Origin of the sequence: Tunturiibacter gelidiferens, assembly GCF_051013345.1 — a bacterium.
Taxonomy (GTDB): domain Bacteria; phylum Acidobacteriota; class Terriglobia; order Terriglobales; family Acidobacteriaceae; genus Edaphobacter; species Edaphobacter gelidiferens_A.
On record NZ_CP132939.1, the window covers coordinates 3041014 to 3054110 of the forward strand.

The window sequence follows — 13097 nt, forward strand, 5'->3', positions numbered from 1 at the left end:
AAAAACGAGGCGTTCTGTGTAGAATGGCGGGCTGTGGCAACAGGCGGAACCATCTTCGAATCGGAGCATGCGCTCGGCGATGATTTAGTACTCGAGCGTGCGGAACTGGACTGGCTATTGACTTCTGGCGTCCTTGGCCGCTCGGCGAACATCGCGCGTGTGCTGAAGTACGTCTGCGAAGAGCGATTTGCTGGCAGAGCCGACCAGATCAAGGAATACAACATTGCAGTAGAAGCACTGGGCCGCCGGCCGAGTTTCGACCCACAGACCGACACAATCGTGCGGGTCACGGTTCATTCGCTTAGAAAACGACTGAACGATATCTACCAGACAACAGGTGTGTCGCGGCCATTCCGAGTCGTCATGCCTCCAGGACGCTACGTACCGACCTTCGTTCCCGTGGCCGTCCCTGCTACAGAAGCCCATCCGCCGGAAGCGAAAGATCCGGTTGAAATCGTCCAATCGCGGTCGGCGCAGCCTACAATCTTTGCTCCGCCTGCTGATCCCGAATATCATCCGGGAAACCGCGCAAAGGTTGGCCGGTGGATTGGAGTGATTCTCACCGTCATCGTCTGCTATACGACATGGGCCTCACACACGCACTTCCCGAAAATGCGGGGACTTGTCCACAGTGCTGGAGCCTTGGCGCCATCTGGACCTCCGCCCGATCAACTCCGCGCCCTCATGGGAGTAGAGCGCAAACCATACACCGATCACTCGGGCTTAACCTGGTCTTTTGCGCGGTACTGTCAGGGTGGAACAAACACCCAGTTGTCGAATCTGCGAGTTGGCGGCACCGAAGATCCGTACCTTTACCAGAGCGGAGTGCGTGGAATCGCCCATTGCATCTTCCCGGTCAAACAGGGCACGTATGAGATTCATCTTCATTTTGCCGAAGCTTCGGACCTTGAAGCGGCAACCCGGCCCGCCACTTTTTCGATCAATGCTGGACCCAACATCGGCTTCGACGTCGTGAGCGAAGCAGGTGGCGACGGCATCGCAACCTCCACTATCGTGACCGGGGTGACACCAGAGAATGACGGGGCAATCCACCTCGACTACATCAGTGAGGTGTCGCTGCTGAACGCGGTCGAAATCCTGCCTGAGCCTTCCGGCAAGCAGGTTCTCGTGCGGCTTTTGGCCGGCCCGGCCTCAACGCTTGATAGCAATAAACAGTTCTGGCTCTCCGATCGATACTTCAGTGGGGGACGGCGTGGACAGACTCCCCAACAGGCGCGGCTTTCGAACCTCGGGATGTACGCATTCGACCGCATCGGCCGATTCCGCTACAACATACCGGCGGTACCGTTCGCAAAATATCGACTACGGCTGTACTTCCGGGAGCCATGGTTTGGCCGCGAGAACGGCGGCATCGGCGGATTAGGCAGCAGAGTCTTCGACGTAGCCTGTAACGGAAACATGCTGCTCAAAGACTTCGATATTCTCCGCGAAGGCGGCTCAGCGCCGGTCGTGAAAACTTTCGAAGGCATACAGGCGAGCGCTGACGGCAGAATCGAGCTATCCTTCCTGCCCGTTGTGAACTACGCGGTTGTCAACGCGATCGAAGTGATTCCCGAAGATTAGATCCGACGTCCCCGCATGATGCGAAAGCACCGGTTCCGGATTCCCGCCCGTCATCGTTTCTACCAATTCGTCTGAATATACTCGTCGCATTCCCTCCCCCGGCACATGGCGCTGAGGGTGATGCTCCTGCAAGCGCCCTCACAAATTCTGTAACACCCGCATATCACCCTCCGAAATCTCAGATCTACAAAGATCAAAAAGCCCCAGTAACAATCTGTAACAGGCAGTCTTAGAACGTTCACGTGATGTAACAAGACGGGCTTTCTATGAAAGTGCTAGGGAGAGTCTGCACAAGTTCTGCATCGCTTGCCTGATTGATTAATCTGATAGCTGCGAGGAGATTGCGATGAAGCAGCAGAGTCTGTCGAGTCAGGGTGTGTTTGAGAAGTACGGGCGGAAGAGTCGGCGGGAGTTGTTTCTGGACGAGATGGAGCAGGTGGTTCCATGGTCTGCGCTGGAAGCCCTGGTACGACCGCACTATGCGAAGGCGGGCAAGGGACGGCAGCCGGTAGGGTTGGCGATCATGCTGCGGACTTACTTTGTGCAGCAGTGGTTCAATCTGTCGGACCCTGGGGTGGAAGAGGCGTTGTACGAGTCTGCGGCGCTGCGGCGGTTCGTTGGCGTGGACCTTGGGATTGCGCCTGCGCCGGATGAGACGACCATCCTGCGGTTCCGTCATCTGCTGGAGAGGCACGAGCTGGGCGGGTTGATGCTGGATGCGGTGAACGTGCATCTGGATGCCAGGGGCATCCAGATCGCGACGGGCACGATTGTCGATGCGACCATCCTGCATGCGCCTTCGTCGACCCAGAACGCGAGTGGCGAGCGCGACCCGGCGATGCACCAGACCAGGAAGGGCAACCAGTGGTACTTCGGCCTGAAGGCGCATATCGGCGTGGACGCGAGGGAGGGCATCGTCCACTCTGTGGCGACGAGCGCAGCCAGCGTGGCGGACTGCCACATGTTACCGGAACTGCTGCACGGCCAAGAGCGTAAGGTGTGGGGCGACGGCGGCTATCAGGGCCAGACCGACGCCATCCAAGAGGCCGCTCCGAAGGCACAGGACATGACCTGCAAGCGGACGAAGTTCAAAAACTATGTCGACGAGTTACAGAAAAAGAAGAACCGGAGTAAGTCGAGGGTGCGGGCCAAGGTAGAACATCCGTTCCGGATCCTGAAGCGCATCTTCGGCTTCGACAAAGTGAGATACAGAGGCATCGCGAAGAACCATCACCGCCTGTGCGCGAACTTCGCGCTGGTGAACCTGTACCTGCACCGCAAACGTCTGGCAGTCCTTGGGCAGTAGTGCGCCTGGAAGCCCCGGAAAACGGGCGGATGCGCGTTCCAATTAGCCCTCCAACAGCATCAAACCAACCAAAACCCGCGCATCTTCCATGCCCACTCCCTGACCCCAGAAAGTCAGACGCCTACGCAGAGGTTCCCTAGGTTCGGGCGTCACGTCGGATACCTCTTAGCCCCAAATTCCTCCGGCTGCTCTGCCGAAGGTCGAATGGCAAGCGAACAGCCTCCAGCCAGCGCTGAGGCCAGTCTCCGAACGTGAACACTTTTGTGAAGGCCCGAGGAGCAAGCCAAGATGATGTGCCATATCCCCAAGTCGATCTCCGGAATATTCAAGTCTCGTTTCAACGTGGCCCTGCTCGGCATTTGCGTTGCAGCTTCCTTCACAGCCCCCGTTCTCGCTCAGACGCCCGACTTCGGTCCGAACGTAAAGATCATCGATCCCAGCATGTCGGCTGCCGATATCCAGAACACATTGAACTCGGTCAACGCCGAGGCGCAGTTCAGCACAAACCGGTACCAGGTGTTCTTTATGCCCGGGACCTATAGCACGCAAGCGCAGGTAGGTTATTACGAAGGCGTCGCCGGCTTGGGCCAGAGCCCCCAGTCGGTGACCATTAACGGTTTTCTCACTGCCAATCTCACCGACAGCAACGGCAATGTCACGGATAATTTCTGGCGATCGCTCGAAAACATGACCATTAACGCCCCGACGGTCCTGCAGTGGGCTGTCTCCCAGGGAGCCGACTTCCGGCGCATGAACATCAACGGCCCGTTGCAGCTCACTAACACGAACTGCGGTTTTGCCAGCGGCGGCTTCATCTCCGACACCCTCGTCACCGGCAACGTCAACCCCTGCTCCCAGCAGCAGTGGTACACCCGCAACAGCACCATCGGCAGCTGGTCGGGCGGCGTGTGGAACATGGTCTTCTCCGGCGTGCAGGGCGCGCCTATCCCGCAGTACCCCACCGGCAACCGCTACACCGTACTGCCTACCACCCCAGTCAGCCGCGAGAAGGCCTTTCTCTACGTCGATGGCAACAGCGCCTTTAACGTCTTCGTCCCCGACGCCCAGCGCAACTCCTCCGGCATTACCTGGGCCAACGGCAACCAGAACGGCTACTCACTGCCCATCAACACGTTCTTCATCGCCAAGCCCTCCACCGCGCTGGCGGACATCAACAACGCCCTGCTTCTCGGCCAGAACCTCATCCTGACCCCGGCATCTACCAGTACGCCGGCTCCATCAACATCACCAACCCCAACACCATCCTCCTCGGCCTGGGCTACGCAACCCTCGTGCCCCAGAACGGCACCCCCGCCATCACCGTAGCCGATGTGGATGGCGTCCAGATCGCCGGCCTCATGATCGACGCGGGCCCAATCTCCTCGCCGGTGCTGGTGCAGGTTGGAACGCCCGGGGCGCCGGGGGCCAGCCACCACGACAATCCAACCTGGATCAGTGATGTTTCTTTTCGAATCGGCGGCGCAACGACCGGCCTGGCTGACACCAGTCTTGAGATCGACAGCAGCGACGTCATCTTAGACAACACCTGGATCTGGCGTGCCGACCACGGCCAGACCCCGGTCGGCTGGACTGTGAACGTCGCAAACCACGGCCTCGTCGTCAATGGCGACAACGTCACCGCACTCGGCCTCGCGGTCGAACACTTCGAACAGAACCAGGTCGTCTGGAACGGCAACGGCGGCGAAACCATCTTCTATCAGAGTGAGCTGCCCTATGACGTGCCCAACCAGGGCGCCTGGATGAACGGCAACGCCAATGGCTACTCTTCCTATTCCGTCTCCAGCCAGGTCACCTCGCACGCGGCTTACGGTCTCGGCGTCTATTCCTTCTTCAACCAGGGCCTGCCCATCATCGAGGACAGCGCCATCACGGTGCCGGACGCGGTCGGCGTCATCGTCAACGACGCCGTCTCGGTCTTCCTCAACGGCAGCGGCTCTATCACCCACACGGTAAACACCGCCGGAACCATAGTCCAGCAGGGCAACATCACCAGCTACGTCACCCTCTACCAGGGCGTCCCCTGCTCCACCACCTGCCCGGCCGCGCCTACGGTCCTCACGGCCACGTCCATCTCGCCCACCCAGATCAATCTCACGTGGACGGCGACTTCCACACCCGGCGTCCTCTACAGCGTTTATCGCAGCACCACTTCCTCGTTCACGCCCTCGACCGCCAACCAGATCATCACAGGCGTGTCGGGCCTCTCCTACGCCGACACGACAGCGAGCCCATCGAGCACCTACTACTACCTCGTTCAGGCCACCGGCGCCGTCGGAACCTCGTCCCCGTCGAATCTGGCCAGTGCCACGACCGTAGCCAACGGCGGCAAGATCACCACGGACGTCCTTAAGATCGATAGCGGATACACCGGCACAGCGCCTCCCGCCGGCTGGTCCGCCGATGGTGGATTTACCGGTGCCAGCACGCCTGGGAGCTCGACCACGCACGCCATCACGATTCCCTCCTCCATCCTCAACCCCGCCCCGGCAGCCGTGTACCAGACCAATCGCCGGGCCAACGGCGGCAGCTTCACCTACACCGCTCCCGGACTCACGCCGGGTGGCAGCTATATCGTCGACCTGCACTTCTCGGATAACTTCTCCACAGCTGCAAAGCAGCGCCAGTTCAACGTGGCCATCAACGGCACGCAGGTACTGAATAACTTCGACATCTTCGCCACCGCCGGGGGCGAATTCACCGCCAACGTGCAGTCGTTCTACGCCGTCGCCGACACCAACGGCATCATCACCATCCAGTTCTCCAACGGCGCCGCCAACAATGCCCAGATCAACGGCATCGAGATCGGACTCGGTACCGTGCCCGTGCCGGTTGCGCCTTCGGGTTTGTCCGGGTCCGCACTCTCCGATACGCAGATCAGCCTCAACTGGACCGCGAGCTCTACCAGCAACGCCGTCTACGAGCTCTTCCGCAGCACCACCCCGGCTTCCAGCCCTCGCCCAGCACGCTGGTCACCACCATCGCCAACACTTCGTTCACCGACACCGCCCTGACGCCCGGCACGACCTACTACTACATCGTCGAGGCGAACAACTCCATCCTCACCTCGCTGCCCTCCAACCAAGCCACCGCCGCTACTCAGAGTTCTGCCACTACGCCGCCCACCGCGCCGGCCGCTCCCACCGCGCTCAAGGCTTCCGTCGCCTCCAGCCGTGAAATCGACCTCCTTTGGACCGGAAGCTCCACCCACAGCGTGCAGTATCAGCTCTTTCGTTCCACTACCCCGGGCTTCACTCCCTCGTCGGCCAATCTGGTCATCACCACCTCAGCCACCGGTTACTCCGACGTCGGCCTGACCGAAGCCACCGCCTACTATTATGTCGTCGAGGCCACCAACACAAACGGCAGCTCGTCGCCGTCCAACCAGGTCACAGCCCAGACCGGCGGCCCCGGTAGCATCACCGCCGTTTCCGGCTCGAACCAGACCGCGCAGGTTGGCACAGCCTTCGCCAACCCGCTGGTCGTCTCCGTGCAGGACGCAGAGTCCAACCCAGTCGCTGGCGTGACCGTCACCTTTGTCGGCACTGGCTTGACCTTCCCATCTGGCGCTACCGCGGTCACCGACAGCAACGGCCAGGCGCAGGTCATCGCGCAGCCAAGCTCCAGTGGAACCCTTACCATCTCGGCCAACGTCGCCGGCCTCAGCGCTCCGGCGAGCTTCTCCGAAACCGGCACCGCCATCCCCCAGACCATAACCTTCGGCCCGCTGTCTCAAGTAACCTACGGGACCGGTCCGATCACCCTCTCGGCCACCGCCTCGTCCAACCTGCCGTTGAGCTTCACCGTCGCCGGACCCGCCACAGTTTCAGGCTCTGTCCTCACGATCACCGGCGCCGGACAGGTTACGGTGACTGCGAATCAGGCAGGCGACACCACCTACGCGGCAGCCAGCCCGGTCTCACAGAGCTTCACCGTTGCTCAAGCCGCATCCACGGTAACCTGGGCCACACCGGCAGCCATCACCTACGGCACAGCGCTTAGCGCCTCACAGTTAAACGCGACGGCCTCCGTCCCCGGTACCTTCACTTACTCGCCGGCCTCCGGAACGCTGGCAGCCGGCACCCACACCCTCTCAGTCACGTTTACCCCCACCGACACGGCCAACTACGCCACCAATACGGTCACCGTGGTTCTGCAGGTCAATCGCGCCACGCCGAACATCACATGGGCGACACCCGCGACCATCACCTACGGTACGACACTCAGCCCCTCGCAACTGAACCCTACCGCCTCCGTTCCGGGCAGCTTCACCTACTCTCCGGCTTCAGGGGTCGCCCTTGGAGCAGGTGCGCAGACCCTGTCGGCCACCTTCACCCCCGCTGATATCGCCAACTACACCACCGCCAACGCGTCGGTCCTGCAGCGGGTCAACCCGGCAGTCCTCACCGTCACAGCGAACAGCCTCTCAGCCCCGTTCGGCACCCCACCCATGCTGGGAGCCACAATCACCGGCTTCGTCAACGGCGATAGCAGCTCCGCCGTCAGCGGCGCGCCCGCTTTGGCCACCACTGCCAATGCCTTGAGCCTGCCGGGCACCTATCCGATCACCATCGGCACCGGCTCCCTGTCCGCGGTCAACTACATCTTCAGCTTCGTAGGTGGCACGTATAACGTTACCTTCACAGGCTCCGTACCTGCCGCAGGTACGCAATGCAATGGCGCGTATAACGGCAGCTTCAGTGGCAACATCACCGTTTCAGCCAACCAGATCTGCGTCTTTGTCGGAGGCTCGGTCGGCGGCAACCTCCACCTGACCAACGGCACAGTCGAACTCGTGCACACACGCCTCGGCGGAGACCTCCAGATCAGCGGCGGCACCTTCTCCATCACGTCCGGCACTACCATCGCCGGCAATCTCCAGGTCCAGGGCACGCCGGCGAGCTCGGCGACAAGCCATGTCTGCGGCACCGCAGTGAAGGGTGACCTCACTCTCCAGAATAACGGCACCCCAGTGCTGGTCGGCACTACTGACGGCTCCTCCTGCCCGGGCAACACCGTCCAGGGCAACGTCACCGTCCAGAGCAACACGGCCCTGGTCAGCGTGCTAGGCAACACCATCAGCGACAACCTCACCGTGCAAACCAACTCCGCCAGCACGGTCGTCAACGGCAACACCCTCCAGGGCAACCTGGTCGACAAGAACAACACTGCCGACACCGAGGTCTTCACCAACCAGGTTCGCGGCAACCTCCAATGCTCGGGCAACACGTCAATCACTGGCGGCTCAAATGTCGCAGCTTCAAAGCACGGTCAATGCGCCAACTTCTAGTTTTTCGATTAGGTCGTAAGCCGAACTCTGAGAAATAACAAGTCCGAAAAATAGAAGTCAGGATCGAGGCCCATTTTTGATGGGCCTTGATCATTTAAGGCCAGACCACGCAATCAAGAGTCTGCGCGTCTATGTCAGTACGTCTGCGAGCAAGCTTGACGAACCCGAACATTGCGTTTGTACGGATACGCAAAGGAGATTGCGATGTCCCATGCTTTAAAAGAAAAGCCATATGCGGAAGAGCTGCCCGTTATCGGAGCTGCGGCCATGATTCTCGATGGACGTTATCTGCCTCCGCCCGAGGACAAAGATGGCAAGCTATGGGTGAGGACGTCCGCTTTGGTTCAAGCGGACCCTCACGATCTCTATGCTATGTGGCGCAATGTCGAGGCCGCGCCAGCCTGGCAAGAGCAAATCACTCGAGTTGTAGTAACAGGTGAGCGAACGTCGCATTGGGTCATGGAGACCGAGGGGAAAGCCATTGAATGGGATTCGGAAATCTTGGCAGATGAACCCGGCAAACGAATCGCGTGGCGATCCATCGGCGGCGATTCGAACAATGCAGGTGAGGTCATCTTTGAGGATTCTCCCGGAGATCGCGGCACTATGGTCACAGTGCTGCAGGAGTTCCGTATGGCCAAGCTGGCCAGCGTCTGGGAGACGTTCGTAGGCCGCAACCCGAAACAAGCGGTGATCGAAAATCTACGACACTTCAAGGCCCTCGCCGAGACCGGCGAAATTCCAAGAACTCAAGGACAACCCCATGAGAATCGCGGCCTCATCGGAAAGATGAAGGCGTCGACCTATGGCGAGACAATCCCGACTCCGCCGGGCTCGAATCGGATCGCGAGCTAGGGTTATCCACTTCTGGTTTCGAAATTGGAGGATTTATGAAGGCTGTCTGTTGGATGGGAACGAGCAAAGTGGAAACACTCACGGTAGCGGATCCCAAGCTCTTGAATCCGCATGACGCGATTATCAAGATCACACGAACCGCCATCTGCGGCTCGGATTTACACCTCTATGACGGGTTTATTCCTACCATGGAATCGGGAGACATATTGGGCCACGAGTTCATGGGCATTGTCGAAGAAGTGGGAAAGGAAGTCAGCAATCTTCGCCGAGGCGATCGAGTTGTCGTACCGTTCACCATCGCTTGTGGCAACTGTCTTTTTTGTAAAAAGAAGATCTGGGCGGCCTGCGACAACAGCAATCCCAATGCACATCTGATGGAAGCAGCTTATGGATATTCCGGCTCGGGCCTCTTTGGCTACTCCCATATGATGGGCGGATACGCCGGAGGTCAGGCCCAATATGCGCGTGTTCCGTTCGCGAATATTGGGCCATTGAAGATCGAGAGCGATCTTCCGGATGAAAAGGTATTGTTCCTCTCCGATATCTTTCCCACCGGATACATGGCGGCTGAGAATGCGCAGATTCAGACTGGAGATACGGTGGCCGTTTGGGGCTGTGGACCCGTGGGTCAGTTCGCGATCGCCAGCGCGTTCATGCTTGGTGCTGGAAGAGTGATTGCGATCGATCGACTTCCGGAACGTCTCTTGATGGCTCGAAGCCTTGGCGCAATTACTGTCGACTATTCCGAGGAAGATGTCAGCGTCCTGAATGCGCTCAAGGATCTGACTGGTGGTGTTGGTCCGGATGCTTGCATAGACGCTGTGGGTCTGGAGGCACATTCGGCTCAACTGCAGGGAACCTACGACAAGATCAAAGTCGCTTTGTTGATGGAGACGGATAGGCCGAGTGTGCTGCGTCAGGCTATTCAAGCGGTCTGTAAGGGTGGCACGCTTTCGATCCCCGGAGTTTACGGTGGCCTTCTCGACAAAGTGCCCTTCGGTGCGGCATTTGGCAAAGGTATCACTATGAAGATGGGTCAGACCAACATGCATACGTATATGAAGCCACTGCTTGAGCGAATCGAGAAGGGTCAGATCGATCCAAGCTACATCATCTCCCATCGCATTACACTGGAACAGGCTCCCGAAATGTACAAGGTTTGGAGAGATAAGAAAGAGAACGTGACGAAGATTGTGATCGATCCGTGGTCAGAAGCCGCAGCATAGCTGTATCGCTTTGCCGAACATCGCCCCCTGGTTGCAGGCTCACCGCAGTGCATGGAGACAATGAAAAATGAGTCGGGTCAGCTGATTTCCGTCCCGGCCAGTCGTTGTCTGTAGCATCCGGGAAGCGACCGCCTTCCCGTGGATGACTTCGGCGACCGCGAACGGAACATCGTCACCCCACCTTGGAAATTGACATAGAAGCGATTGGTCTGCGAAACGGTAAATCCGGTCGGCATACGGCGGTCGAAGGTGGCGACTGTCTCGAGGTGGCCTCACGAACACAGGGGCTGTGGCCTCCTGATGTGACTACAAAAACGAAAGCAGCCGTCACGAAGGGTGAGCGCAGCCGTCAGAAGATCGTAGAAACCGCCGCAGTGCTGTTCAACCAAAAGGGATTCACTGGATGCTCGATGGGGGACATCGTTGCGGCTTCCGGCCTCGAGAAAGGGACGCTCTACGGCCACTTCTCGACAAAGGAAGAACTGGCACTCCTCGCTTTCGACTATGCGTGGAAGGATACGAGTGACAAACGACTTCGGAACGTCGACACCGTTTCAAACGCGGTAGACAAACTGATACTGCACGTAGACAACTATGTCAACACCCCGAGTTTTCCGGGGGATGCCCTCTTTTAAACTTTGCAGTAGATGCCGATGACGGCAACCTCGCCCTCCGCACAAGGGTCAGAAAGGCGCTGAAGGGTTGGGAGGATTTTTGGCGAAGATTGTTGAAGATGGCCAGTCAGCCGGAGAGATCAACCCGGAGATCGACCCACATTCGGTCGCCAACCTCATGATCTCCATCCTCGAGGGAGCAACGGTAGTAGCACGGATCAATAAGCGGTCCGCGGCTCTAGACGACGCTCAAAGGCACCTCGATCTGTACATGGAGACTGCAGTCAGACTCAGAACTGACTCCTGAGATGACGCTTTGTCAGGTAACACGAGTGTGCACGAGATGAAAACAAATTATGGATTCAGAGAAGGAGGGACGTTACTTGATCGATGACAAAGATCTACCGATCGTGCTCGTGCATGGAACAATGGGAAAATCAGAGGACTGGTCGCGGGTAGTGGAAGAGCTATCTAGCTTTCGCTCGGAGGGAACCGCCAACAAGATTAGTGTGGATGTGCGGGAGTACGCCGCGAGAATCAAGGCTCCAACGCTGCTGATTACTGCAAAGCACGATCAGATCGTGCCGCCACCTTACTCGGAGCATCTGGTTCCTGACGCAAAGACACTCGAACTCAATTCGGGCCACCTGATCTTTCTGGAGAAGCCAGTCGATCTGGCTTTCGCCATACTTTCCTTCTGCCAATAGGAAACAGGTCTCGTTTCTTGAAATCACGCCTCGGGCGCGTTCGGGATTACTTTGAGAAACCGGACAAAGCCGTTCCTGCCGTCTTCTGCACTGCTGATGGAAATGGTCGCCGTGCGGACGTCCATGCCGATGAACGATCTGGTGGCCTGCGTCTGTCTTCTCCTCTGAACAGGAGAGCTGACGTTGCGTAATGTTGTCGTCGCGGAACTCTTGACCCGGAATTTTCTCGACATTCGCAACCAAGCGACTACTTGTACCAACTCCAAAGGCGGGCCGAAAAGATTGGGACTGGAGAAGCAATTACCAGGATGTCAGGGATTCCGGTCGCGGTTTCAGAATCAACCTCGAATTATTTTGCGCGAGTGCGAGGCCTGGGCCGTCGTAGATAGGAACTCAAGAAACGTGCGCGTCTTCGGTGCGAGGTATTGACGCGAGGGATAGTAGGCATACAGGGGGAAAAGTTCCTCCTCCCAATCCGGAAAAAGGGTCACCAGTCGTCCACTCGAGAGATGGGCGTCCACGCCGAGCTCGAGAACTTGAGCGATCCCATATCCTGCCAGGCACACAGCATGCATTGTTGCGACGTCACTCAGCGTGAGCTGGCTTTGCGTCTCAACTTTGATTTCCTTTCGACCTTTACGGAATGCCCACTCGAAGGGACGGCCCGTCTCCGGGTCTCGAAAATCGATCATCCGATGTTGTTCCGCGATCAGTTGCTGCGGGTCGGTAGGGTGTCCGTGTTTCTTCAAATAGCCGGGCGAGGCTACGGTAAGAACTCTTGTGTCCAACAATCTTCGGGCGACGAGAGTGGATGGGCGCGGCTCTCCGAAACGAATTCCCAGATCATATCCATCTGAGATCAGATCTCCGAGGCTTTCCCGCGTGATCAGGTCCACCTTAAGCTCCGGATATGCTTTGAGAAATCCACTGAGTGGCGGTCCGAGAAAGAGCTGCGAGAAGTAAGGGTCCATGTTGACTCGGAGCCTGCCCCGGACGGTTACTTTACCTTCGGCCAGAGCGAAGGTAGCGTCTTCGAGCGCCGACACGATGGGGCCAATGGTCTCGTAAAACCGCCTGCCTTCGTCCGAGAGGGAGACGGAGCGTGTGGTCCGCTCCAGGAGTCGGATTCCAACCTGCGCTTCGAGCCGAGCTACTGCACGGCTAATGCCCGGTTGGGACACGTTCAAGGATCTCGCCGCAGCCGCGAAGCCGCCCGACCTCACCACAGCTGCAAGGGCGCTCACGCCACTCAGAAGGCGGTCATCGAAACTCATGCACTTATGCTAATCGGTTATAAGTGAAATGCCGCGAAGCTTAGGCGCGGAATCTTTGATCGCTTCCGCTATGCGGATTTTGCGTTACTAATTTGCTCGCGAGGATGAGGGCGAAAGATCTGACGCGCGGTTCCTCGAAGCCACGCGTGTAGCAAGTCGCTATCGATGCGTGGGTGCCAGACCATCGAGTAGCGTATCGGCGGGTCTCTTTAGGGACTTCCAC

Annotated in this window: 10 protein-coding genes and 1 pseudogene; 10 read left to right on the forward strand and 1 reads right to left on the reverse strand. The window is 58.5% G+C overall.

All coding sequences use genetic code 11. The annotated features are described in order from the left end of the window. The first annotated feature begins 33 nt into the window (after positions 1-33). The 10 genes and pseudogenes from RBB80_RS15045 to RBB80_RS15090 all read left to right on the forward strand — a co-directional run bounded on the left by RBB80_RS15045 (position 34) and on the right by RBB80_RS15090 (position 11600). On the forward strand, positions 34-1584 hold the full coding sequence (locus tag RBB80_RS15045) for a malectin domain-containing carbohydrate-binding protein (RefSeq protein WP_433969093.1): 1551 nt from the start codon (positions 34-36) through the stop codon (positions 1582-1584). A 346-nt stretch (positions 1585-1930) separates the two neighbouring features. Further along, on the forward strand, positions 1931-2890 hold the full coding sequence (locus RBB80_RS15050) for an IS5 family transposase (protein ID WP_433966992.1): 960 nt from the start codon (positions 1931-1933) through the stop codon (positions 2888-2890). A gap of 288 nt (positions 2891-3178) precedes the next feature. After that, positions 3179-4216: a hypothetical protein gene (locus tag RBB80_RS15055; protein ID WP_433969094.1), complete on the forward strand. Its 1038-nt coding sequence runs from the start codon at positions 3179-3181 to the stop codon at positions 4214-4216. After that, the gene (locus RBB80_RS15060) at positions 4183-5922 is read left to right on the forward strand and encodes a malectin domain-containing carbohydrate-binding protein (protein ID WP_433969095.1); all 1740 of its coding nucleotides are present in this window, start codon (positions 4183-4185) and stop codon (positions 5920-5922) included. Before RBB80_RS15055 ends, RBB80_RS15060 begins: the two co-directional genes overlap by 34 nt. Before the next feature lie 200 nt (positions 5923-6122). Next, on the forward strand, positions 6123-8198 hold the full coding sequence (locus RBB80_RS15065) for a beta strand repeat-containing protein (RefSeq protein WP_433969096.1): 2076 nt from the start codon (positions 6123-6125) through the stop codon (positions 8196-8198). A gap of 204 nt (positions 8199-8402) precedes the next feature. After that, a complete protein-coding gene (locus RBB80_RS15070; RefSeq protein WP_433969097.1) occupies positions 8403-9053 on the forward strand; it encodes an SRPBCC family protein in 651 nt (216 codons plus the stop codon). A 35-nt stretch (positions 9054-9088) separates the two neighbouring features. Beyond that, the gene (locus RBB80_RS15075) at positions 9089-10279 is read left to right on the forward strand and encodes a zinc-dependent alcohol dehydrogenase (protein WP_433969099.1); all 1191 of its coding nucleotides are present in this window, start codon (positions 9089-9091) and stop codon (positions 10277-10279) included. Between the two features lie 266 nt (positions 10280-10545). Further along, on the forward strand, positions 10546-10914 hold the full coding sequence (locus RBB80_RS15080; protein ID WP_433969101.1) for a TetR/AcrR family transcriptional regulator: 369 nt from the start codon (positions 10546-10548) through the stop codon (positions 10912-10914). Positions 10915-10928: 14 nt separating this feature from the next. Beyond that, positions 10929-11200, forward strand: a pseudogene (locus RBB80_RS15085) (TetR family transcriptional regulator C-terminal domain-containing protein); the annotation flags it as partial. 76 nt (positions 11201-11276) lie between these two features. Beyond that, a complete protein-coding gene (locus tag RBB80_RS15090; protein ID WP_433969102.1) occupies positions 11277-11600 on the forward strand; it encodes a hypothetical protein in 324 nt (107 codons plus the stop codon). A 338-nt stretch (positions 11601-11938) separates the two neighbouring features. Here RBB80_RS15090 and RBB80_RS15095 read toward each other — a convergent pair whose 3' ends face one another. Then, a complete protein-coding gene (locus RBB80_RS15095) occupies positions 11939-12874 on the reverse strand; it encodes a LysR family transcriptional regulator (RefSeq protein ID WP_433969103.1) in 936 nt (311 codons plus the stop codon). Between the last annotated feature and the right edge of the window lie 223 nt (positions 12875-13097).

Coding starts and splice junctions, on each gene's coding strand:
- RBB80_RS15055 (WP_433969094.1), top strand. CDS start 3,179: ATGATGTGCCATATCCCCAAGTCGATCTCCGGAATATTCAAGTCTCGT.
- RBB80_RS15070 (WP_433969097.1), top strand. CDS start 8,403: ATGTCCCATGCTTTAAAAGAAAAGCCATATGCGGAAGAGCTGCCCGTT.
- RBB80_RS15050 (WP_433966992.1), top strand. CDS start 1,931: ATGAAGCAGCAGAGTCTGTCGAGTCAGGGTGTGTTTGAGAAGTACGGG.
- RBB80_RS15075 (WP_433969099.1), top strand. CDS start 9,089: ATGAAGGCTGTCTGTTGGATGGGAACGAGCAAAGTGGAAACACTCACG.
- RBB80_RS15095 (WP_433969103.1), bottom strand. CDS start 12,874: ATGAGTTTCGATGACCGCCTTCTGAGTGGCGTGAGCGCCCTTGCAGCT.